Source organism: Pseudorhodoplanes sp., from assembly GCF_050250235.1.
Classification (GTDB): domain Bacteria; phylum Pseudomonadota; class Alphaproteobacteria; order Rhizobiales; family Xanthobacteraceae; genus Pseudorhodoplanes.
In genome coordinates, this window is the sequence record NZ_JBFWPA010000022.1 from 37,296 (window position 1) to 57,763 (window position 20,468).

The following is a 20,468-nucleotide window of genomic DNA, read 5'->3' on the forward strand; positions in this document are numbered from 1 at the left end:
TGATCCAGGCCATCTTCGTAGAGGGTTCATTCTAAGGACAAACCATGGGGGCTTTTTAGGAGCAAGCGATGGAATGGCTGGTCAACGACGCCTTGCCGATGCTGGCGCGCTTCTTCATCGTCTGGATATTCCCGTTCAGCTTTGTCGACAAGGTCATCAATTGGGACAATGCGCTCAAACAGGCGACATCGAGCTGGCTTCCTGGCGGACCGGTCCTCCTGGTCCTGGCGATGGCTGTCGAGTTGCTGACGCCGCCGATGATCGTGTTCGGGTTCTACGACGGGATCGCGGCCTTTATTCTTGCTGGCTATTGTGTCGTGACCGCCATTGTCTATCACGCGTTCTGGACTTACCCGCGCTTCTGGTCGCCGCAGAGCGAGGGCTATCCGCATATCTGGGATTTCTTCAAGAATTTCGGTCTGGTAGGCGGGCTGATTTTCGTCATGTATTCCAGCGGCTTCATCAAGGATGTGTCGTCGCGACTCTAGGCGGCGCTCGTTTCAACCGAAACTTGACGAAGCGTTTTAGCGAAGGAGGGCGACTTGGTCGAACCAGCGACTGCGAAGATCGCCTATTGGCATCTGTGGGCCGACGATCGCGGCGCGACCCACCAAACCCGGTGTGAATTGACCAGCTTCGAATTGCAGAGCATGGGCGGCAAGGCGGCCGCCCAGTGGAACGATTGTCTGCTCTCGGGCGAAGCCACTCTGCTGTTCGCCGTACTTCCGGTCGGATGGATCGGCGAGTGGCACACGAATCCGAAGCCGCAATGGATTTCGGTCGTGTCGGGACGCTGGTTCGTGGAATCCACGGACGGCATCCGTGTGGAAATGGGGCAGGGGGACCTCGCCTTCGGCGGCGATCAGAACGCGGCGCCGGACGCGCAGGGCAGGGTCGGACATCGCTCCGGAGCGATCGGCAGCGAGCCTTGCGCGTTGATGATCGTCCAGCTCGATCCCGCGGTCTGGTCCGGCACCAGGCCCGGCACCTTCAAATAGGTGTAGGCACCGTGCCGGTTGGACAACTCAGCGGGATCATTATCACGGTCGCAGACCTTGCAGGGATGGCCGCCTTCTATCGCGAAGCGCTCGGGTTCGCGGTTGAAGCCCAGCAGCCAGCCGACCGGGCTTGGCTCCGGCTGCTTGGCGTTGAGGAGGGCACCACGGCGCGTTCAGTCGACGTCCCGATTGGACGGCAGACCCTGAAGCTCATGGCGTTCGATCCTCCCGGGTTCCCATACCCGTCTCCCCGCGCCTCGAACGACCAGTGGTTTCAACATCTCGCGCTGGTGTGCGGAGGGATCGAGAAAGTCTGGCAACGCCTGTCGGAAGCCGCGGCGGGCGCCGTCACCGAGGGCGCCCCGGTTCTGCTGCCGGCCAATACCGGCGGCGTCATAGCTTTCAAGTTCCGCGATCCCGAAGGGCATCCGCTCGAACTGATCGCATTTCCGCGAGGGACTGGCGATCCAGTCTGGCAGAACGCGGGCAATGGCATAGCAGGCTACGATCACACCGCGATCTCGGTCATGGATATCGATCGAAGCATCGCCTTCTACACGGGCCTGCTGGGCTTTCGCCTCGCCGGACGAACTCTGAACCAGGGTCCCGAACAGGACCGGCTCGACGGTCTTACCGGGTGTGAAGTCGACGTGGTAGCGCTCGAGCCCGCGCTCGTCGCGACACCGCATGTGGAGCTCCTGCATTATCGCTCGCCGCGGGGGCGGACCCTGGCGTCGCCGGTCCGTGCCAACGACGTGGCTGCTGTGTGCCAAATTCACCGCGCCGACGATCTCGACATGCTCGTCAGGCGGCTGGAGGCGGAACATGTGACGTTCGTGAGCTCCGGCATCGTGACCTTGCGGGATGGCGGCAAGGCCGCGGCCATCCGCGATCCCGACGGCCACATCATCGTGCTCACGGAATAGGGCCCGTCCCTTGCCGCGCGACGGGGCCTGCCGTCCTCGTATGCCTATTCCATCATCCGGCGATAGAGATCGAACATGATCCAGAAGCTGCCGCCCAGCATGATGCAGATGAGCACGGCAGCGAAGGCGAGGGCGATCAGGTTCTCCCGCGGCGTGGTGCGGAAGCCGATATGGAGGAAGAAGCGCAGATGCACCAGCACCTGGAGGACGGCTGCGACGGCGATCACAACGATGGTCGTGTGGCGCGGCGCGGCGCCGGTCATCACCAGCCCAAAGGGAATCGCCGTCAGCAGGACGGCAAGCGCCAGGCCGACCAGATACGGCCTGACGCTGCGTTCGACCGGCAAGCCGGATGCATCCATCTAGAGTACCCCCGGAAGATAGACCACGGAAAAAATCGCGATCCAGACGATGTCGAGGAAGTGCCAGAACAATCCCAGCCGGACCAGCCGTGAGGCGACCGGTGCGGTCAGCCCCTTGATCAGGATCTGGCCGATCATCACCACGATCCAGAGAATGCCGACGCTGACGTGAAGTCCGTGGGTGCCCACCAGGGTGAAGAAGGCGGACAGGAAGCCGCTGCGGTCCGGCCCGGCACCACGCGCAATCATGCCGCTCAGTTCGATATATTCGAGGAAAAGAAAGCCCGCGCCCAGGGCAATGGTTGCGACGAGCCATATCAGGACATGGAATTTCCTGCCGTTGGCGAGTGCGACGCTCGCAAAGCCGAACGTGGTGCTGCTCAACAGCAGCAATGCGGTCTCGGCGGCGGCGTGCTCCAGGCTGAACAGTTCCCTGCCCGAGGGACCACCGGCCGTATTGCCAAGCATCACAACATAGGTCGCAAACAGAAGCGCGAAGATGATGGCGTCGCTCATGAGATAGAGCCAGAAGCCGAACGCCTTCTCCTCGTAACGCTCCGCGGACAGGGCGGGTGGCCTGACCGTGCCGGGTGTGACGGTGTCGGCGGTCATGTGGAGCCCTCGGGCACCGGCTCGCCGGCGAAACCGGGTTCGTCCGCCATTTCGTTTCGCGGCGCTCTGGCGAGCTGCGCGAAACGCGCGTCCTCGATGGCCTGAACCGCGCTCGCCGGCATGACGTAGTCCGAATCGTCGTCGGAGGCGCGCACAATGATCGCCAGCGCGATGGCCGCGAGGCACAGGATCGCAAGCCACCAGATGTACCACACCACGGCGAAGCCGAACGCAAAGGCAGCGCCGCCGATGAAGGCGGCGATGAAGGTATTCCTGGGCAAGACCAGATCGACGTAACGGTCGGGGCGCTTGTAGGCAACGCCGCGCTGCTTCATGTCCCAGAAGGCGTCGGTGTCGCCGACCTGCGGCAGCGTGGCAAAATTGTATGGCGGAGCTGGAGATGACGTAGCCCATTCCAGAGAACGGCCATTCCAAGGATCTCCGGTCAGATCGAGCGCGCGCTCGCGGTCCTGGATGCTGACGGCAAGCTGAACCACAAGGCAAACGATGCCGAGAAAAATGATGAAAGCGCCGGCGGCGGCGAGAATGAGATGCGGCTGCCACGCGGCAACATCGTAATGCTCCATCCGTCGCGGCATTCCGAGCAGTCCGAGCACATAGAGCGGCATGAACGCCACATAGAAACCGATGATCCAGCACCAGAACGACCACACGCCCCACTTTTCGTTCAGCTTGAATCCGAAGGCTTTCGGGAACCAGTACATGTAGCCGGCCAGATAGCCGAACAGCACGCCGGGGATGATCATGTTGTGGAAATGCGCGACCAGGAATGTCGTGTTGTGCAGCATATAATCGACCGGCGGCATGGCGAGCAGCACACCGGTCAGCCCTCCGATGACGAAGGTGACGAGGAATCCTACGGTGTACAGCATCGGTGCCTTGAAGATGATGCGACCGCGATACATGGTCAGCAGCCAGTCGAACACCTTCACGCCAGTCGGAACGGCAATGATCGTGGTCATGATGCCGAAGAAGGCGTTGACGCTGGCGCCGGAACCCATGGTGAAGAAGTGATGCAGCCAGACGGTGAAAGACAGGATGCCGATGGCCATGGTGGCGAGCACCAGCGAAAGGTAACCGAACAGGCGCTTCTGGCTGAAGGTGGCAACCACTTCGGAGAACACGCCGAAAGCGGGCAGGATGAGAATGTAGACCTCCGGATGCCCCCATATCCAGAACAGGTTGATGTAGTTCATCATGTTGCCGCCCATGGCATTGGTGAAAAAGTGCATGCCGGCGGTACGGTCGAGCGCAAGCATGCCACAGGCGACGGTGAGGGCCGGGAAGGCGAAAATCATGAGCACGCTGGTGACAAGCACGGTCCAGGTAAACAGTGGCAGGCGGAACAGCGTCATGCCGGGGGCGCGGCACTTGATGATGGTAACGAGGAAGTTGATGCCGCTCATGGTCGAGCCGGCGCCTGAGATGAGCACGGCCCACAGCCAGTAATCGACGCCGACTCCGGGATTGTATTCAGGCCCGGAATAGGGTGGATAGCCGGTCCATCCGGCGGTCGAGAACTTGCCGATGACAAGCGATATCAGCACCAGTCCCGCGCCCGCGCCGGTGAGCCAAAGGCTTACGGCGTTCATGAACGGAAACGCGACGTCGCGGGCGCCGATCTGCTGCGGCATGATCAGATTGATCAGTCCCGACAGGAAAGGCATCGCCATGAAAAAGATCATGATGGTGCCATGCGAGCTGAAAATCTGATCGAAATGCTCCGGCGGCAGATAGCCATCATTGTTGTAGGCGATCGCTTGCTGGCTGCGCATCATCGCCGCGTCAATGAAGCCTCGCATCAGCATTACGAGCGCGACCAGCACATACATGATGCCGATCTTCTTGTGGTCCAGGCTTGAAACCCAGTCGAACAGCACAAGGCGCCATGCACCGAGATAAGTGATTGCGGCGATCACCGAGAGCGCGCCGAGCACGGTGACCGCGGCGCCCGACGCCGCAATGACGCTGTAGAACGGCAACGAATCGACGGTCAGCCTACCGAAGATGTCCACCATGCTTCATTCCGTTGAGGGCGCCACCTGACGTGGAGCTGGCGTGATCGCCATGTTGCCATTTCGCTATGATCGCTTCGAACAGCTTTGGCTCGACATTGGAATAGTAGGTCACGGGGACCCTGGCGCTCGGCTTGGCAAGGCGCTCGTAGGCTTCAGCATCGAGGACATCGGCCGACGTCTTCACCTTCGCGACCCACGCCTCGAATTCCTCCTGACTGGCGGTGGAGATGGCGTTGAACTGCTGATCGGCGAAGCCGCGGCCGCTATATTGGACATTGCGGCCCATGAAACGCCCCGGCTTGTTGGCCAGCAGATGCAACCGCGTCTGCATCCCCGCCATGGCGTAAATCTGGCCGCCGAGTGCCGGAATGACGAACGAGTTCATCACCGTGTCGGAGGTGATCCTGATGGCAAGCGGGGTGCCGGCGGGAAATACCAGTTCGTTGACCACGGCGATATTCTGTTCGGGATAGATGAAAAGCCATTTCCAGTCTTGTGCCACTGCCTCCACCTGCAACGGCCTGACGCCCGGATCGATCGCCTTGTACGGATCGAGCTTGTGGGTGCCGGTCCAGAGATGAAAGCCGAGCCACAGGATGATGGCCGCCGGCACACTCCAGACGACGGCCTCGGCCGGCCAGTAATAGGCGACGTCGGGCGTGTAGCGCGCGTTGCGGTTGGTCCCCCGATATCGCCAGGCGAACCACGCGGTCATGATGAAGACCGGGACGATCACGACCATCATGATCGAGACGGCATCGAACAGAAGTTGCCGCGCCGCGAGCGCAACCGGACCGCTCGGATCGAGATCGGGACTTGTCACCAAGCCGCAGGCGCTGCAGAGCAGCACCGAACCGAGAGCCACAACCATGCACAACGATCGATAAGCAAGAGCCGATTTCACAATCACATGCCTTGCGATTCGATTGGGCAATCGGATTTCTCGATCTCAAGATGAAGGTTAGCAACCTCTGTCGGAATGTGCGAGGGCAAAAGCGCGCAAGCCTATGGGTGCGGGATTTTGTATTGAAATGTCCGTTGCGAAGACACTTGCCAGAAAGCACCTTGATGAATCGTCGAGGCAGCTCGCCCCTTGTGAATGCCCTCGGCAACAGCTGCGCCCGATCGTCGCATCGGCCGACTTGATTTTCCACGAATGGTCTATGGACCATTCCACTTCCAAAGGAAGTGATCTGTGCCTAAAGTCCAAACTGCTGATGATTTGAAGTCATGCACGCGCACCGCAACCCTGACCGGGCGAATTGCTGATTTGATGAAGCGCGATCTCGCGATCTTATCTCGGGCAGATGATCGGAATCTCGGGAGGACGAGCCAGCGGGCGGCCTCGGCCTTACGGTACCGAGGGGGGTGGCGATGGCGGGTCCGATAGAAGACTACGCTCTGATCGGGAACTGCGAGACGGCTGCGCTTGTCGCCCGCGATGGTTCGATCGACTGGCTTTGCTGGCCGCGCTTCGACAGCGGCGCCTGCTTTGCCGCGCTCCTCGGCACTCCCGAGCACGGTCGCTGGCAGATCGCGCCGGCCGATCCCGCGGCAAAAGTCACGCGCCGCTACCGTGAAGATACCCTCATCCTCGAGACCGAGTTCTCGACCAGCGAGGGAGCCGTCACCGTGGTCGATTTCATGCCGTGGCGCGACGGCGGCAAACCGTCGCAGGTGGTGCGGCTTGTCATGGGCCAGCGCGGCAAAGTCGCGATGTCCTGCGAATTCGTGCTGCGCTTCGGCTATGGCTCCGCGATCCCGTGGGTGACACGTCTCGATGATGGCGCCATGCGGGCGATTGCGGGCCCCGACATGACGATATTGCGCACGCCGGTCGAACTGCGCGGCGACAATTTCAAGTCGGTTGCCAGATTTGTTGTGTCGGAAGGCGAAACCGTGCCGTTCATCCTGAGCTACGGCCGATCCTATCATGACGACCCGCCCGATCCGAGCGATCCGATGGCGGCGCTGAAGGACACCGAGAAATTCTGGCGCGACTGGGCTGCGGGCTGCCGCGAGACCGGCAAGTGGTCGGCCGCCGTGCGGCGTTCGCTGATCACACTCAAGGCGCTCGCCTATCATCCGACCGGCGGCATCGTCGCGGCCCCCACCACGTCGCTGCCCGAACAGCTTGGCGGAGCCCGCAACTGGGACTATCGCTATTGCTGGCTCCGGGACGCAACCTTCACTTTGCTGAGCCTGATGAATGCCGGCTATTATCAGTCGGCGCGGGAATGGCGCGAATGGCTGGTGCGGGCCGTAGCCGGCAGTCCGCAGCAGCTGCAGATCATGTATGGCATCGAGGGCGAACGTCTCCTCACGGAAGTCGAGCTGCCGTGGCTGCCCGGCTATCAGGGCGCCAAGCCGGTGCGCATCGGCAATGCCGCATCGAATCAGTTGCAGCTGGATATCTACGGAGAGCTCATGGACGCTCTCTATCAAGGTCATCGTGGCGGCCTGGGCCAGCTCACGGCTTCATTCGATCTGCAACGCGCAGTGCTCGGTCACCTCGGCGAAATCTGGCGCGAACCGGATGACGGTATCTGGGAGGTGCGGGGCGGGCGCCAGCACTTCACCTATTCCAAGGTGATGGCGTGGGTTGCTTTCGATCGAGCCGTCAAGTTGACCGAGGAATTCAACTTCTCAGGGCCGGCAGATCAATGGAGAGCCACGCGTCAGGAGATCCACGACGACATCTGCCGAAATGCGTTCAATGAAAAGGTCGGAGCCTTCACGCAGTATTACCGTGCCAGCACGCTTGATGCGAGCGTCCTGCTGATGCCGCTGGTCGGCTTTCTGCCTGCAACCGACCCTCGAGTCGCAAGCACGGTCGCCGCGATCGAACGCGGCCTGATGGTGGAGGGACTGATCATGCGCTACGATACGCAAAGCGGCAAGGATGGGCTGGCCCCTGGAGAAGGCGCGTTTCTGGCCTGCAGCTTCTGGTATGTGGACAATCTCGTGCTGCAGGGCCGACTTGCGGAAGCGGAGCAGATGTTCGAACGACTCTGTGGACTGCGCAATGACGTCGGGCTTTTGTCGGAGGAGTACGATCCGCGTGCCAAGCGCCTTGTCGGAAATTTTCCTCAGGCGTTTTCACATATCGGACTGGTCAGGTCTGCGCACAACCTGACGCTTGCCGAAAATGCGCTCACGCAGCGCGCCGCGCACCAGCCGGGTACGGCGCCGGCGGAGGCTGCATCGGCGCCGCAGGCTCGGGCGACAGCACAACCGTCGAATTGACGAAAGTGGACTGAGGCGGACGTGACCACCTCTCCCGGTCAGGACGATCCAGAATTCATCATCCATCGCGAAGCGTTTCGTGCGGTGCTTGGCGACGATTTCCGTCGCGTCATGCTGATAGAGACCAATGCGCATGAAGGGCCGGTCTATGTCGATTCGGAGCATGCGCTCTATTTCACCACCGTACCCGAGCCTGGGCCAAAGAACATCGCCATCAAGCGGCTCGCATTGACCGGGACGGAATTTCCTTTCAGGGCGCAAGCGCTCGACACGGTCCGTTTTCCGTCGAACATGGCGAACGGCATGACGCTCGACCGCGACGGCCGGCTTGTGATCTGCGAGCAGGGGACGCGCGAGACGCCGGCCCGCATCAGCCGCATGGATATCAAGACCGGATCGGTCGGGACTGTGGTCGATCACTGGCGCGGACTTCGTTTCAATTCGCCGAACGACGTGGTCGTGAAGAACGACCGCACAATCTGGTTCACGGATCCGAATTATGGCGAGCTCCAGGGTTTCAAGGGCGCGCCCGAGGTGGGCGCCTTCGTCTATCGGCACGATCCGAAGACGGGCGAGACTGCGGTGATCGCCGACAGCTTCAACAAGCCAAACGGGCTCGCCTTCTCGCCGGACGAATCGGTGCTCTACATCACCGACACCGGCGCCAATCAGGCGCCGGGCACCTATTTCGTCGGTCTTCCACATCATGTCCGCGCCTTCGACGTGCATGAGGGGCGCCATTTGCGCAACGAGCGCCTGTTTGCGGTCGTCAGTCCCGGTGCTCCCGACGGCATCAAGCTAGATGCGGAGGGGCGGGTGTACACCTCGTCGGCAACCGGCGTACAGGTGTTCACGCCGGACGGCGATCTCCTTGGCGAGATCAGAGCGCCGGGCGTGGCCAATTTCACTTTTGGCGGCCGCGGCAACGATGTGCTGTTCATTCTGGGCGACACGCAGATATGGCAGGCCAGGCTCAAGGTCGCCGGCATGCGGACTTGCTAAAGCTGCCGGCCGGACGGTCGCGGAACAGGGAAACGCCATGCTTGTGAGGCCGTATGGAGTGACGCCGGGGGGCGCTGCGGTCGAGCTTTACACCCTGGGACGCGACAGGGGGCTGCGTGCGGAGGTTATCACCTATGGCGCGACAATCGTCGCGCTCGAAACACCGGACCGCAACGGTGTTCGCGACAATGTCGTACTCTCGCTGTCGTCGCTCGCCGCGTACATGAACCAGGACGCCTATCTGGGCGCGATGATCGGACGCTATGCCAACCGCATCGGAGGCGCGTCGTTTATCCTGGACGGCCGTGAGTATCGGGTGTCGAAGAACGAGGGCGACAACTGCCTCCATGGCGGTGGCATCGGATTCAACAAGGCGGTTTGGCAAGTCATCGATGCCACCGATAAACCGGAATCGCGCCTCACGCTTCGCCATCTCAGTCCGGACGGAGACCAGGGCTTTCCCGGCGCTGTAGTTCTGGAGGTCACCTATGTCGTGTCAGGTGACACGTTGCGGATTGAGTATCGAGCGGAAACCGACCGTCCGACCGTCGTCAATTTCACCAATCACTCGTATTTCAACCTCAGCGGCGGAGCCAGCGCGAGCATTCTGGACCACGAGGTGACGATCGCCGCCGAGTTTTTCACGCCCGTCGACGACCGTTTCATCCCGACCGGAGAGATGAGGGGCGTCGCCGGCACGCCCTTCGATTTTCGGAAGCCATATGCGATCGGTGCGCGCATCGGCGCGCCGGACGACCAGCTCGCGCTGGCCAATGGATACGATCACAACTTCGTATTGGGGCCGGCGAACGGCGACGTCCGGTTCGCGGCGCGCGCACGTCATCCGTACAGCGGACGCATACTCGACGTGCACACATCCCAGCCCGGCGTTCAGTTCTACAGCGGCAACAATCTCGATGGAACGTTGCGCGGGCGGAACGGAGAGCTTTACGGCCGGCACGCAGGTCTTGCCTTTGAAACGCAGCACTTTCCCGACTCCCCGAACAGGCCTCGCTTTCCGAGCACCGTCCTGTCTCCCGGTGATTACTTCATCAGCACGACGGAGTACCGGTTTGGTGTTGATTGAAGCCGCTTCCCGATTCATCATTTTGCTGTCATTTTGAGTCCTTCGCGAAGCGGAAGAACCCGGAATCCATCAATACGCGTTGAGTATGCATCTTGATTCCGGGTTCGCCACTTCCTGGCGCGCCGGAATGACCAGTCGATGTACCTGAAACCGTATCATCCCGTCGCCGCGAGGTGCTTTCCAAGGCGCAAGCCCCAGGCATAGATGGTCAGCGATGGATTGACACGGCTCGCGCGCGGCAAGGCGCTGCCGTCTCCGACATAGAGGCCTTCCATGCCGTGCACCTTGCCATGCGGGTCGATCACGGATTTCGACGGATCGCTTCCGGTCACCATGCTGCCCAGCGCATGCGCGGTACCCGCCAGGCCCATATATTTCTCGAAGCCGACTAGACCTGCATGCAGCAGGCGGTCGATCCACGCATCGACCAGAGCCTGATGCTCTTTTCTCGCTTTCTCCATGCGGTCGAGGCTGTAATCCATGACCGGCTGGCCGCCCGGACCGCCTGAGATGATCCGGTTTTGCGGAGAGGACGAGTCCTCCGTGGTTGCCCAGAATCCGATTGCCCGCTTGCCGAGGAACCTGTCGAGGAAGCGCGGCATTTCCGGCGGGACTTGCGTGGCGAGAAGTTCTTCATCGATCCAGCCGAGACACTGCATCGAAGAGTGCGGGAATTTGTCGTTAAAGAGGACAGCCGTCTTGCGGAGCACGTCGTGGTCCTTGAATGGCGAGAACCCGAGCACGGCAGAGTTCATGTGCATCTTGAAATTCGCGCCCACCAAATCACCGCAGGGCAGTGTGATTTCACTCGCCCGGAGATAGTCCTGGAGAATGCGCGGGCTGGTCATGGCACCGGCGGCCAGCACAATCGTCTGTGCTTCGTGAGTGGAGCCGTCGGCGCACTTGACACCAATGATGCGGCGCGGATCGCCGGGCGCCGCAACAAGCTCGGCGACCGGATCACCGGCGATGAGCTTGAAATTCGGCCTGCCGCGAATGTGATCAATCAGGTTGCGTTCCGCGTCCGACTTGTAGCCGGACGGCGATGCAAACCCGTCGAAATGCTTCGCCTCATCCGGATTGGTGAGGATGTCCTTCGACAGGCCGAGTGGCAGCGGTTCCAGTTTCCAGCCCGGATCGGCGGTTGTGATCCTGTCGAGCAGCGCCTGAAGCTCGGGTTCGTTCGTGAAGGTGTTGATCCTGAGGAGTTCGGTGGCCTGGTCGTAATAGGGCTCGAGTTCATCGTAGCCGAACGGCCAGTCCAGCAGGTCAAAATCCGGTTCGGCTTCGAACTCGACGGGCCGGAAGCGGAACAAGGCTGCGCCGTACCACTTGGTCTTTCCGCCCACGTTGTAGAATTCGCTTGGGACGACATCGCGCCCGCCTGCGTCATGCCAGACGGTATGGTTCTTGAATACGCCGTCGACAAACACCTGTCTGACGCTCAGAGTGGAGGCATCGCGCGGCAGAAACGGACCCTTCTCGATGAGGAGAACCTGCTTGCCGGCCAACGCCAGCTGATAGGCGACGCTGCTGCCGCCGGCGCCGCTGCCGATGATGATGACATCGTGTTTCGCCGTCATGATGCTCTCCGTCAGTGCGCGACGTCAGGGCGCGGGCAAAACCTCAAATCGGAACGATGGCAAGGTTGCCGATCAAATCACCGATGCTTAGGCTCGACCGCGCAAGTGGTCGTTAAGCGTGGGCCAGTTATGGAGTGCGACAACGACCCCTCTAGTGTCCCGAATCCGAAGTTCGCTCAACCCCGCGACTCCTTCTCAAGCGAACTTCGGATTCGAAGGACACTAGCAACGTATTGATTCTAGTGTCGTTTGGTTCAGAAATTCGCTTGAAATTACTCGCCGCGATTATGAAGCGAATTTCTGACCCACGACAATATATGGAGTGCCACGCATGTCTTTGCAGAACAAGGTCGCGATCGTCACAGGCGGCAACAGCGGAATCGGCCAGGCGATTGTTCTCGAGCTGGCCCGGCAAGGCGCCGCCGTTGTCATTGATTACGTGGTTCATCCGGAGGCGACTGAAGCGCTGGAGCAGCAGATCGGCAAGCTGGGCGCCCGGGCCATCGGCGTGGAAGCGGACATCAGCAAGGTCGCCGATCTCCAAAGGCTGGTCGATGCTGCGGTGAGCAGGTTCGGCCGGCTGGATATCATGGTGAACAATGCGGGAATCGAAACCCGCACCTCGGTTCTCGATACCACCGAGGATCAGTATGACCGCGTCATGGAGGTCAATCTCAAGAGCGCGTTCTTCGGAACGCAGATCGCGGCCGCCCAGATGATGAAACAGGGCGGCGGCGGCCGTGTCATCAACATCACGTCGGTGCATGAGGACTGGCCCATGCCCGGCAATACCGCCTATTGCCTTGCGAAAGGCGGGATGCGGATGCTCACCCGAACCGCGGGTGTGGAACTCGCTCCCCACGGCATTCTGGTCGTCGGTGTGGGCCCGGGCGCGGTGGCGACGCCGATCAATCTCAGCACAATGAACGATCCGGCCAAGCTCAAGCGGCTAGATGCCGCCATCCCGCTGGGGCGCATGGCCCGTCCTGAGGAGATTGCAAGCGTGGTCAGCTTTCTTGCCGGCGAGGGGGCGAGCTATCTGACTGCCACGACGATTTTCGCGGATGGCGGCATCATGCAAGGCAGCGTCGGCCTCTAGGCCAAAGCCGTCCGTGACCCATGATCCGCTCCGTCAGCAGACGGGCAGGTTGAACAGTCTGGCGGCATTCAATCCGAGGATGTTCCGCTTTGCCTGCTCCGTCAGAAAGGGCAGATCGTAGATCATTGCCGGCAGATCGAAGTCGTAGTGGGGCCAATCCGACGCGAAGAGAAGCTGGTTCTCGGCATTGATCATTTCCAAGGTCACTTCCAGTGCCTTCATATTCGTCGTTTCCATCGGCTGGGTGGTATACCAGCAATTCTGGCGCATGTATTCGCTGGGGAGTTTCTTGAGCTGGGGCGCTTCCGACACTCGCATCAGATAGCCTTCGTCCAGCCGTTGCATCAAGAACGGCACCCATGCGAGACCGCTTTCGACCCACAGGCTCTTCAGCTTCGGAAATCGCTCGGGGATTCCGTTGAGAATCCAGTTTGTCATGTGCACCATGTTGCACCAGGCGAATCCCAGGGCATGCATGCCGACGAAGCGGTTGATGGTCGCGAGTGACTGATCGTACCAGTGGTAGGCGGCGTGGAATGCGACAGGCTTCTCACACTCGTTCAGCATCGCATACAAGCGCATGTACTCGTTGTGATGGACCGCCCTGTACCGCGTGCTGGTGATGCAAAATCCGATGACACTCTTGTGGCCGGCGAGCTCCGCGACAGTCCGCTCCGCCTCGCGCGGCGTGTTGAACGGGATCAGACCGAGTACCTTGATCCGGTCGTCTGCGGATGCGATCCGCTCCAGCAGCCATCTGTTATATGCGCGAGACAGGTAGACTTCCATTTCCGGCTGCGGGTGCATTCCCAGCAGGAGCATCGGCGTCGGGAAAACCACCATGTACTTCAGACCGAGCGAGTCGATGGCGCGTCTCGTCAGCACCACGTCACGGTGATCGGTCGTGTCATCTACCGTTTCGCGCTGTGCGGTCTGATGTGGAATTCGTCCGCCGACGTCCTGGTATTTCAGGCCGGCGTCACCATTCAGCGCGTACGGCGACACCATGACCTCCTTCTGCCAGCGTCTCGCCTGATCCCGGACCACCGGATCCTCGATATACTCGACAACTTCCTCCCATGAGATCGACTCGACGTGATGGGCGTCAATGTCGCAAATGAACCAGTCTTTCAGCTTGGTTTCTGCATCGCGCCGGGCATGGCGGAGAATGTCGCGGGTATCACTGAAGATATCGATCTGCGGAAGCGGTGTGACCTTCGGCTGGCTCTTCGATCGGATGTTCATGATGTTGATCCTGAATCCTGCGCCTCGCTCGGCAATGGTGCGTCCGTTCGTGTCGCCGGCTCCGCATGGGGTCCGGACGTGAAGCCGGCATCGTCCGGTCTTCGCCGCCACCAGAGCGCGAGTTCCATTGGACTGAGCGACATGGCTCGGAGAAGTTCGGTCGCCGCGGTGATGACCTCGGTCGCGCAGACATATTCGTCCCTCTCTCCCATGAGGGGACGGAATGTCCTGTCTTCGCCGTCCGTCTTGGCGTAGTATAGTTTGATTGCGGCCGTGAGCAGCCTTGCGACCGCTTCATCGGAGACGCTCAGCTCGCCGCCATTGCCCTCGCGGTTGCTCTGCAGCGCACCCCAAATTCGCGATGCGGCATCTTCGATCTGGCTGCTTGGATCGTTTCGGAGGATGTGGCTAGACTCGGACATAAACGCGACCGTCAGCAATGCGCAGCTCGATCTTGCGAAGGCGGAGCGCCGGATTTCCGACATTTTCGCCGGTACTCACATCATACTCGTAACCGTGCCAAGGGCAGACGATGTTTGTCTGTCCTGGTCTGTAGTCCAGCGTCCGAACACTGCCGTCCTCGGCGATGGGCTCGATCACGTGCTGGAACAGGCCACCCTGGCATACAGGGCCGCGCCGATGCGGGCATAGGTTTTCGTAAGCGAAAAACTCGTCACCTTTTCGGAAGACGCCCACTTCCTTTTTGCCGACGGCGACGACGATCTTGCTGTTGTCTTCGAAGTCATCTGTCTCGCCAATCAGGAATTCGCTGGTCACCTTGCCATCCCTTTCCGTCGCCGGCCGCCTTGCTCGTTGCGGCGGTTCAACCAAAGAAATCATCTGCGCATCAGCCCATCAATCCGGATTTCGAGCTGTCTGTCCGGGGGCAATCTCGCTTGGCGCCGCACGCCGAAAAAAATCGGGTGTATACAAACATATTGTTTGCATAGATACAAGTCTGCATTGTGGAGAGGCGACGGCACGACACCTCCCCCCGTGACGCGCAGGAGTTCCGGGCTCGCGCATTGGGAAACGTCAGCAGAGACTGCTGCCCGGTGGGCCAGTTGTCGGCCCTTCCTTGAGTCGCATATGGCTATGGGCGGGGGGATAGCCGCAACGACCTTGTCGTAAGGAGGCAAAAGCGATCTTCCAGAAATGTCGGAGAACGGGCCTGATCACCCCCTCAAGCCGGCGTCATAAGATGGTTTGCGGTGCGCGCGCGGAACGTGTATCGGGACGGCGCGGTCGTACCGTGACGACAAAGATCGGGGAAACAATGGGGCTCGTCAAGAAGGCCGCCAGTGCTGTTGCATTGCGGCGCGGCAATAAGAGGGACTACTGGGTTGACGATCAGCCAGGATTTCTTTTTCGGCTGGTATTGAAGCGTCACACGACAATCTTCACCGACAACATGATCGGCGGGCTGACGCCTCCGCAGTTTACGGTGCTTGCGAAGCTGCTGGAAATCGAATCCACCTCGCAGAACTATCTCGGACGCCTCGTCGCCTTCGACCAGGCGACAATCAAGGGGATCGTCGACCGGCTGGAAAAGCGAGGTTTGGTCGCATTGCGTCAGGACCCGTCGGACAAGCGAAGGCACATCGTGGTGCTCACGCCCAAGGGCCAAAAGCTCGCCGAGACTGCGATCGAAGCGGCAAAGGACATTACGAGGCAGACCATCGCGCCGCTGTCGTCTACCGAACAGAAACGCCTCGTTCGCCTGCTCAAGAAGCTGGTCTGAGCCACGCCCGCGGAGCGGCGAACGTTCTAGACGGATGCTGTCATCATCCGGCAGGCGGCTATGCCTTGCCTCTCCGCATCTCCGGCAGGGAAAGCAGTTCATCGCTGTCCATGACCAGGGCATATTTCTGCTGCATGTCAAACAGGTTGGCCTCGTGAGGGCCAAGCGCCCTGTCGCCAACGCAATCGCGCAAGACCAGCGGCTTGAACCCGAACGACATGGCGTCGACCACGCTGGCACGTACGCAACCGCTTGTTACGCAGCCGGCGACCACCAAGGTCTTGATTCCGCGTTGCGTGAACCAGGGCGCGAGCGGAGTCATGAAAAAGGCCGACGGCACGGTCTTGCGGACCACCAGTTCGCCGACGTCGGGCTTCAACGCATCGACAATCGCGCTGTCGAACGAGGCCTCCTTGAGCGCGACGATGCTCGGAATCTTGAGGCCAAAGACATTTCGGTCTGCTTCATCGTCCGAAAAAACAACGCGGCTGTATGCAATCGGCCAGCGCAGTGCTCTGGCATGTACCAGAACGGACACGGTCCTCGCAATGGCCTGACTGATGTTGCCGCCTCCGAGCACGTTCGGATTGGCAAAGCCGTTGACGAAATCGACAATCAACAGACCAAATGGCGCCTCCAAACTGAAGGTTTGGCCAAAGCCCTGCCGTCCGTAAATCTGTTCAGTGCTTTCCATCGGTTCGATCATGCTGCAATGGGCTAGGCCGCAGGCTCGATGACGCGGCCTTGTGCAACGACCGGCTGTCCATCGAGCAGAATGGAACAATTGTGCAGCGGGATATCCATGTGGAAAGCCGTGGCTCGCGTGCCGCCGACCTCGTTATTCGGCCCCATTGAGAACAGGAAGTTGCCTTCGTAGGCGCGGGCGTCCATTCCGACGGTCGTCTCGCGGCCGTAAAATCCCAAAGCCGACCAGCGCGCTCTGGGCTGCAGGCCCCATCCGATATGGGCCATGGCATAGGCCTCGGGGTCCTCGAAGGACTCGATGAACTCACGAAACATCGCCGCGTCGACCCCGCCTTCGATCGACTTGATGAAGCCGTCCTTCACGGTCAGCTCGATTGCATCGGAAACATAGCGCTTCTGCGGCAGCAGGATATCGCCGCGATCGATGACGATTCGGCCATTGCTGCCTCCTTCGTTGGGCCATGTCAGCACAAAGCCGCTCGGCCAGTGATCCCAGCGTCCCGGTTCGTCGGCCAGCCCGTATTCCGGCACGGCGGGAAAGTCCCCGAGTGTGCAGACAAGGTCCGTGCCGGCAGCAGATTGAACGCGCATTTCGCGAGCCGCTCCAAGGCGGTTGGCCGCCGCCTTGACGCGCGCGCGGTCCGCTTCGGTTGGCAGCATGCGCAGCAGCACTTCCGGAGGCTCGATTGCCAGCAGGATGCGTGTGCCGCCGGCAAGAATCTCGTGCTGCTCCGGCGAGAACAGCAGCAGCATCAAATCGATGACGAGGTCGCTCGACTTCAGAGCCGCAAGCGCCGCTCGATTGCCGGTGAGCGGAGTGACGCCGAGATAGGCAAGCGGATCACGGCCGATCGCGCGGTCGGCGTTGACTGGAGGCAGGTCGAGAGTGTTGACGATCGCGCCAAGCGATTGCAGTGCAATGACCGCGGCGCGCAACGTCTGCGGATGCGTATTGGTGCTGGTGAGCAGGGTGACACAATCACCGGCTTTGCAATTGGAGAGATGGAGAACCTGCTTCCACGCATTGATGAGGTCGTTATCGCTGACTGACATATTGACTCCAGTCGTGATGTGGAAAGTCGTGATTCAGCCCCGTGCGGCCTCGTCGAAGCGGATGTCCAGAAATCCTTCGAGTGCACGATAGAAGCCGGGTTCGTTGTCCCAGGGAATCATGTGACCCGCGTCCGGCACGCGCACATGTGTGACGTTCGGCGCGAGCTGCGCAATCTCTTCGACGTCCTCCGGCGTCACCACGCCGCCGCGCTCTGCGGATACCAGCAAAGTCGGTATCGAGAGATGTCCGATGTCCACATGAATGTCGTCAGTGCCGAATCCTACAAAGGCCTCGGTCACAGCGCGCACATCGCAGGTGTGCAGCCATTCGGCACGCGTACGAAGGTGAGTAAGACTCCAGGTGGGGAGCGCCTTTGCAAAGCTCTCGGCCGACGCGCCGCGGCGCGCGTGCGCAATCGCATCGAGATAGTCGGACAGGCGCGCTGGATAAGCTCTGCGGTTCGGTCCGGACATGGGAGGATCGACCAGCACGAGACGTGACAGGCCGTCCGGCCGCTGACGGCTGGCCCGCAGCGCGATACGGGCACCCATGGAGTGACCGACGATCGACCAGCGCTCCAGCCCCAGCGCCGCCGCAAAGGCGATCACGTCGTCGGCGAGCGTGTCGAGGTCGTAATTCAGTCCTGCCGACGCCTCTGACAATCCACGCCCGCGCACATCGAGAATATAGGTCTCAACGTGCTTTCCCAGTTCCTGTCCGACGAAGGCCCAACTCGCGGCTGGGCTTGTGATGCCTGGAATCACCACCAGTGGTCCATAGGGGCGAATGTCGCCCGCCCGCCGAAAATGCAGGTAGTGCTGACGGATTCCGTTGGCGTGAATATTTGCGCCGTACATGAGCGTCGAGACCCGCAAACTTCGCCCGCCAAGATCGAACAGGCCCGAGACGGAAAACCGGCCGGCTGAAAGCACCTAATACAAGTCTACACACTATAAACGATGTTACAAGTGAAATTCCAATTTCAGGCTTAGCTTATATAATGGCGCGTCCATCCTCTCATTATTTAAGTGTAGACACTAGAAAAATCGCTCAAGGCCCGCTACGCTCTCGTCCGAAGTGGCAGCGGCAGAGATAAAAATGGCTTCTTCTGCGAGAATCGCGGTGGTGGGGGCGGGTCTTGGCGGCGCAACCGCTGCATCGTTGTTTGCTCGAGCCGGGTTCGATGTCCGTGTGTATGAGCAGGCGCAAAGGCTCGCGCGCCTCGGCGCGGGAATTCATGTCGGTCCAAATGCAATGCGAGTGATGCGCGAGATCGGCATCGATCTTGCGCTGGAACGGATTTCGGCGCGACCGAACGCATTCATCAGCCGCGACGGGGTCACAGGAGAACTCCTCGCAAACATCCGGCTTGGTGACCATGCTGTGGAGCGCTATGGCGCCCGCTATCTCACGGTCCACCGCGGCGATTTTCACGGATTGATTGTCGATACGGTGCCGGCCGGAATTATCTCATTCGGAAAGCAATTGGTGGACGTCGCCGAGGCGCCCGATGAAGTCGTGCTCTCCTTCGCGGATGGGACTTCCGAGCGGGCCGACATCGTCATCGGCGCTGACGGAATTAATTCAAGGTTGCGCGAGCACTTGCTGGGGCCCGAAGCGCCCACCTTCACCGGGATGATCGCGCATCGCGCAATTCTCGACAGTCGCAAGGTGCCCAAAGACGTGGAGCGCTGCTGCAAGTGGTGGTCGGGAAAGCTTCATTTGATGTTTTATGCGCTTGGCCCGGAGGAGTTCTATTTCGTGACGGGCGTTCCTGAGGCGGAATGGGACATGCGCCTGAGTGAGGTTCCGAGCGATCAGGCGGATTTGCGCAGATCCTTCGGAACCTGGCATGAGACCGTCCAGCAACTGATCGATGCCGCGACAACGGTATCCAAATGGCCGCTGCTTGACCGCCGTCCGCTTCCACTCTGGAGCCGTGGTCGCATCGTGCTGTTGGGAGATGCCTGCCACCCGATGAAGCCGCATATGGCACAGGGTGCTGCGATGGCCATCGAAGACGCCGTAATCCTCAAGCGGTGCCTCGAACTGCACGGTACCGGCAACTATCAGGCGGCATTCGCAATGTATGAGGCGAACCGCGCCGAACGTGCGACGCGCGTTCAACTTGTATCACGCCAGGGGGACTGGCTGCGGACGGATGAAGACCCAGCCTGGTGCTTCGGGTATGACGCGATCGAGGTCCCGCTTGTGGCTGCGCACGAGGCAAGTCAATTCGGCGGCCCCTCTTTGCCCGGCTCGCTGATCTTGGACAGCAAATAGATCAAGGCGACACGCTCCGCAGGGTTCAGGCTGCTCATGGTTATATCGGAGATATCTTGACCGTAAGTCTGCATTTCCTTGACAAGACGCTCGCCCGCTTCGGTCAGCGAGATGAGAACCTTGCGCTTGTCCATCTCGTCCGGCCTGACCACGATCAGATTTCGCACAGCCAGTCGTTCGACGACGCCGCGCGCAGTTCCCTGGTCAATGGCGGTGGCGCGGACCAGGTCATTGAGGGAGCAGGGCTGCTTTTCCAGCAATGCGCAAAGCGTCACGTACTGTGCCGCCGTCAACTGCTCATCCGGGATGATCTGTTGAAATATGGCTACGTGGCGTTGGTAAGCGCGACGCAGCAAATGCCCGACCTGCTTGGTGTAATCATATGTTGTCAAGAGTCACCTGCACGGCAGCCTGTCGCCGAAATGGAATTTGTGACGAACCGAGCCGGCATGTCCAGACGTCAGGTCACATGCGGGGATCGAAGCG

Annotated in this window: 21 protein-coding genes; 9 read left to right on the forward strand and 12 right to left on the reverse strand. The window is 60.6% G+C overall.

All coding sequences use genetic code 11. The features are described from left to right. The first annotated feature begins 68 nt into the window (after positions 1 to 68). Genes AB7F49_RS12435 through AB7F49_RS12445 form a run of 3 tightly spaced genes read left to right on the forward strand, consistent with a single transcriptional unit; the run spans position 69 to position 1,924 of the window. Positions 69 to 488, forward strand: coding sequence for a DoxX family protein (locus AB7F49_RS12435; RefSeq protein WP_428522722.1), 420 nt, complete (start codon positions 69 to 71; stop codon positions 486 to 488). A 54-nt stretch (positions 489 to 542) separates the two neighbouring features. After that, entirely contained in the window at positions 543 to 998 is a 456-nt protein-coding gene (locus AB7F49_RS12440; RefSeq protein WP_428522724.1) for a cupin domain-containing protein, read from the forward strand. Between the two features lie 11 nt (positions 999 to 1,009). Beyond that, the gene (locus AB7F49_RS12445; RefSeq protein WP_428522726.1) at positions 1,010 to 1,924 is read left to right on the forward strand and encodes a VOC family protein; all 915 of its coding nucleotides are present in this window, start codon (positions 1,010 to 1,012) and stop codon (positions 1,922 to 1,924) included. A gap of 44 nt (positions 1,925 to 1,968) precedes the next feature. Here AB7F49_RS12445 and cyoD read toward each other — a convergent pair whose 3' ends face one another. Genes cyoD through cyoA form a run of 4 tightly spaced genes read right to left on the reverse strand, consistent with a single transcriptional unit; the run spans position 1,969 to position 5,808 of the window. Next, entirely contained in the window at positions 1,969 to 2,271 is a 303-nt protein-coding gene (cyoD, locus tag AB7F49_RS12450; RefSeq protein ID WP_428522728.1) for a cytochrome o ubiquinol oxidase subunit IV, read from the reverse strand. A gap of 15 nt (positions 2,272 to 2,286) precedes the next feature. Continuing rightward, the gene (gene cyoC, locus AB7F49_RS12455; protein ID WP_428522730.1) at positions 2,287 to 2,898 is read right to left on the reverse strand and encodes a cytochrome o ubiquinol oxidase subunit III; all 612 of its coding nucleotides are present in this window, start codon (positions 2,896 to 2,898) and stop codon (positions 2,287 to 2,289) included. Beyond that, positions 2,895 to 4,937 (reverse strand): cbb3-type cytochrome c oxidase subunit I, encoded by a 2,043-nt coding sequence (locus AB7F49_RS12460; RefSeq protein WP_428522732.1) that lies wholly within the window; start codon positions 4,935 to 4,937, stop codon positions 2,895 to 2,897. The genes cyoC and AB7F49_RS12460 overlap by 4 nt, the downstream gene beginning before the upstream one ends. Next, positions 4,918 to 5,808: a ubiquinol oxidase subunit II gene (cyoA, locus tag AB7F49_RS12465; protein WP_428522734.1), complete on the reverse strand. Its 891-nt coding sequence runs from the start codon at positions 5,806 to 5,808 to the stop codon at positions 4,918 to 4,920. The genes AB7F49_RS12460 and cyoA overlap by 20 nt, the downstream gene beginning before the upstream one ends. A gap of 503 nt (positions 5,809 to 6,311) precedes the next feature. Here cyoA and AB7F49_RS12470 point away from each other — a divergent pair. From AB7F49_RS12470 to AB7F49_RS12480, 3 genes are read left to right on the forward strand one after another with little or no spacing between them, the layout of a single operon-like run. After that, the gene (locus AB7F49_RS12470; protein ID WP_428522736.1) at positions 6,312 to 8,183 is read left to right on the forward strand and encodes a glycoside hydrolase family 15 protein; all 1,872 of its coding nucleotides are present in this window, start codon (positions 6,312 to 6,314) and stop codon (positions 8,181 to 8,183) included. 21 nt (positions 8,184 to 8,204) lie between these two features. After that, a complete protein-coding gene (locus AB7F49_RS12475; RefSeq protein WP_428522738.1) occupies positions 8,205 to 9,185 on the forward strand; it encodes an SMP-30/gluconolactonase/LRE family protein in 981 nt (326 codons plus the stop codon). 37 nt (positions 9,186 to 9,222) lie between these two features. Next, positions 9,223 to 10,272 carry an aldose epimerase family protein gene (locus AB7F49_RS12480; RefSeq protein WP_428522740.1) on the forward strand — a complete coding sequence of 350 codons (1,050 nt, stop codon included), beginning with the start codon at positions 9,223 to 9,225 and terminating at the stop codon, positions 10,270 to 10,272. 155 nt (positions 10,273 to 10,427) lie between these two features. On the opposite strand, the gene AB7F49_RS12485 is transcribed toward AB7F49_RS12480, so the two are convergent. Then, the gene (locus AB7F49_RS12485) at positions 10,428 to 11,855 is read right to left on the reverse strand and encodes an FAD-dependent oxidoreductase (RefSeq protein ID WP_428522742.1); all 1,428 of its coding nucleotides are present in this window, start codon (positions 11,853 to 11,855) and stop codon (positions 10,428 to 10,430) included. A 331-nt stretch (positions 11,856 to 12,186) separates the two neighbouring features. Between AB7F49_RS12485 and AB7F49_RS12490 the strand changes: the two genes are divergently transcribed. Further along, positions 12,187 to 12,954 (forward strand): SDR family NAD(P)-dependent oxidoreductase, encoded by a 768-nt coding sequence (locus tag AB7F49_RS12490; protein ID WP_428522744.1) that lies wholly within the window; start codon positions 12,187 to 12,189, stop codon positions 12,952 to 12,954. A 33-nt stretch (positions 12,955 to 12,987) separates the two neighbouring features. On the opposite strand, the gene AB7F49_RS12495 is transcribed toward AB7F49_RS12490, so the two are convergent. Genes AB7F49_RS12495 through AB7F49_RS12505 form a run of 3 tightly spaced genes read right to left on the reverse strand, consistent with a single transcriptional unit; the run spans position 12,988 to position 15,039 of the window. Continuing rightward, positions 12,988 to 14,199, reverse strand: a complete 1,212-nt coding sequence (locus AB7F49_RS12495; protein ID WP_428522746.1) for an amidohydrolase family protein — start codon at positions 14,197 to 14,199, stop codon at positions 12,988 to 12,990. Continuing rightward, positions 14,196 to 14,621 carry a hypothetical protein gene (locus tag AB7F49_RS12500; protein ID WP_428522748.1) on the reverse strand — a complete coding sequence of 142 codons (426 nt, stop codon included), beginning with the start codon at positions 14,619 to 14,621 and terminating at the stop codon, positions 14,196 to 14,198. The genes AB7F49_RS12495 and AB7F49_RS12500 overlap by 4 nt, the downstream gene beginning before the upstream one ends. Further along, positions 14,608 to 15,039, reverse strand: a complete 432-nt coding sequence (locus AB7F49_RS12505; RefSeq protein ID WP_428522750.1) for a Rieske (2Fe-2S) protein — start codon at positions 15,037 to 15,039, stop codon at positions 14,608 to 14,610. Before AB7F49_RS12505 ends, AB7F49_RS12500 begins: the two co-directional genes overlap by 14 nt. Before the next feature lie 436 nt (positions 15,040 to 15,475). Here AB7F49_RS12505 and AB7F49_RS12510 point away from each other — a divergent pair, with 436 nt between their 5' ends. Continuing rightward, entirely contained in the window at positions 15,476 to 15,940 is a 465-nt protein-coding gene (locus AB7F49_RS12510) for a MarR family winged helix-turn-helix transcriptional regulator (protein WP_428522752.1), read from the forward strand. A 58-nt stretch (positions 15,941 to 15,998) separates the two neighbouring features. On the opposite strand, the gene AB7F49_RS12515 is transcribed toward AB7F49_RS12510, so the two are convergent. The 3 genes from AB7F49_RS12515 to AB7F49_RS12525 are packed head-to-tail and all read right to left on the reverse strand — an operon-like array spanning position 15,999 to position 18,556. Then, positions 15,999 to 16,634, reverse strand: a complete 636-nt coding sequence (locus tag AB7F49_RS12515) for an isochorismatase family protein (RefSeq protein WP_428522754.1) — start codon at positions 16,632 to 16,634, stop codon at positions 15,999 to 16,001. A 23-nt stretch (positions 16,635 to 16,657) separates the two neighbouring features. Continuing rightward, positions 16,658 to 17,698: a 2,5-dihydroxypyridine 5,6-dioxygenase gene (locus AB7F49_RS12520; protein ID WP_428522756.1), complete on the reverse strand. Its 1,041-nt coding sequence runs from the start codon at positions 17,696 to 17,698 to the stop codon at positions 16,658 to 16,660. A gap of 33 nt (positions 17,699 to 17,731) precedes the next feature. Further along, positions 17,732 to 18,556, reverse strand: coding sequence for an alpha/beta fold hydrolase (locus tag AB7F49_RS12525; RefSeq protein WP_428522795.1), 825 nt, complete (start codon positions 18,554 to 18,556; stop codon positions 17,732 to 17,734). 241 nt (positions 18,557 to 18,797) lie between these two features. On the opposite strand from AB7F49_RS12525, the gene AB7F49_RS12530 reads away from it, so the two are divergent. Then, entirely contained in the window at positions 18,798 to 19,982 is a 1,185-nt protein-coding gene (locus tag AB7F49_RS12530; RefSeq protein ID WP_428522758.1) for an FAD-dependent monooxygenase, read from the forward strand. Here the strand turns inward: AB7F49_RS12530 and AB7F49_RS12535 are convergent. Then, positions 19,931 to 20,374 (reverse strand): MarR family winged helix-turn-helix transcriptional regulator, encoded by a 444-nt coding sequence (locus tag AB7F49_RS12535; RefSeq protein WP_428522760.1) that lies wholly within the window; start codon positions 20,372 to 20,374, stop codon positions 19,931 to 19,933. The two genes, AB7F49_RS12530 and AB7F49_RS12535, sit on opposite strands and share 52 nt — an antisense overlap. Positions 20,375 to 20,468 lie beyond the last annotated feature (94 nt).

Excerpts from the sequence above, each read along its gene's own strand:
- AB7F49_RS12460 (WP_428522732.1), bottom strand. The coding sequence starts at position 4,937 with ATGGTGGACATCTTCGGTAGGCTGACCGTCGATTCGTTGCCGTTCTAC.
- AB7F49_RS12470 (WP_428522736.1), top strand. The coding sequence starts at position 6,312 with ATGGCGGGTCCGATAGAAGACTACGCTCTGATCGGGAACTGCGAGACG.
- AB7F49_RS12520 (WP_428522756.1), bottom strand. The coding sequence starts at position 17,698 with ATGTCAGTCAGCGATAACGACCTCATCAATGCGTGGAAGCAGGTTCTC.
- AB7F49_RS12435 (WP_428522722.1), top strand. The coding sequence starts at position 69 with ATGGAATGGCTGGTCAACGACGCCTTGCCGATGCTGGCGCGCTTCTTC.
- AB7F49_RS12510 (WP_428522752.1), top strand. The coding sequence starts at position 15,476 with ATGGGGCTCGTCAAGAAGGCCGCCAGTGCTGTTGCATTGCGGCGCGGC.
- AB7F49_RS12515 (WP_428522754.1), bottom strand. The coding sequence starts at position 16,634 with ATGGAAAGCACTGAACAGATTTACGGACGGCAGGGCTTTGGCCAAACC.
- AB7F49_RS12500 (WP_428522748.1), bottom strand. The coding sequence starts at position 14,621 with ATGTCCGAGTCTAGCCACATCCTCCGAAACGATCCAAGCAGCCAGATC.
- AB7F49_RS12480 (WP_428522740.1), top strand. The coding sequence starts at position 9,223 with ATGCTTGTGAGGCCGTATGGAGTGACGCCGGGGGGCGCTGCGGTCGAG.
- AB7F49_RS12495 (WP_428522746.1), bottom strand. The coding sequence starts at position 14,199 with ATGAACATCCGATCGAAGAGCCAGCCGAAGGTCACACCGCTTCCGCAG.
- AB7F49_RS12485 (WP_428522742.1), bottom strand. The coding sequence starts at position 11,855 with ATGACGGCGAAACACGATGTCATCATCATCGGCAGCGGCGCCGGCGGC.
- AB7F49_RS12505 (WP_428522750.1), bottom strand. The coding sequence starts at position 15,039 with ATGATTTCTTTGGTTGAACCGCCGCAACGAGCAAGGCGGCCGGCGACG.
- AB7F49_RS12490 (WP_428522744.1), top strand. The coding sequence starts at position 12,187 with ATGTCTTTGCAGAACAAGGTCGCGATCGTCACAGGCGGCAACAGCGGA.
- AB7F49_RS12525 (WP_428522795.1), bottom strand. The coding sequence starts at position 18,556 with ATGTACGGCGCAAATATTCACGCCAACGGAATCCGTCAGCACTACCTG.
- AB7F49_RS12530 (WP_428522758.1), top strand. The coding sequence starts at position 18,798 with ATGGCTTCTTCTGCGAGAATCGCGGTGGTGGGGGCGGGTCTTGGCGGC.
- cyoC (WP_428522730.1), bottom strand. The coding sequence starts at position 2,898 with ATGACCGCCGACACCGTCACACCCGGCACGGTCAGGCCACCCGCCCTG.
- cyoA (WP_428522734.1), bottom strand. The coding sequence starts at position 5,808 with ATGGTTGTGGCTCTCGGTTCGGTGCTGCTCTGCAGCGCCTGCGGCTTG.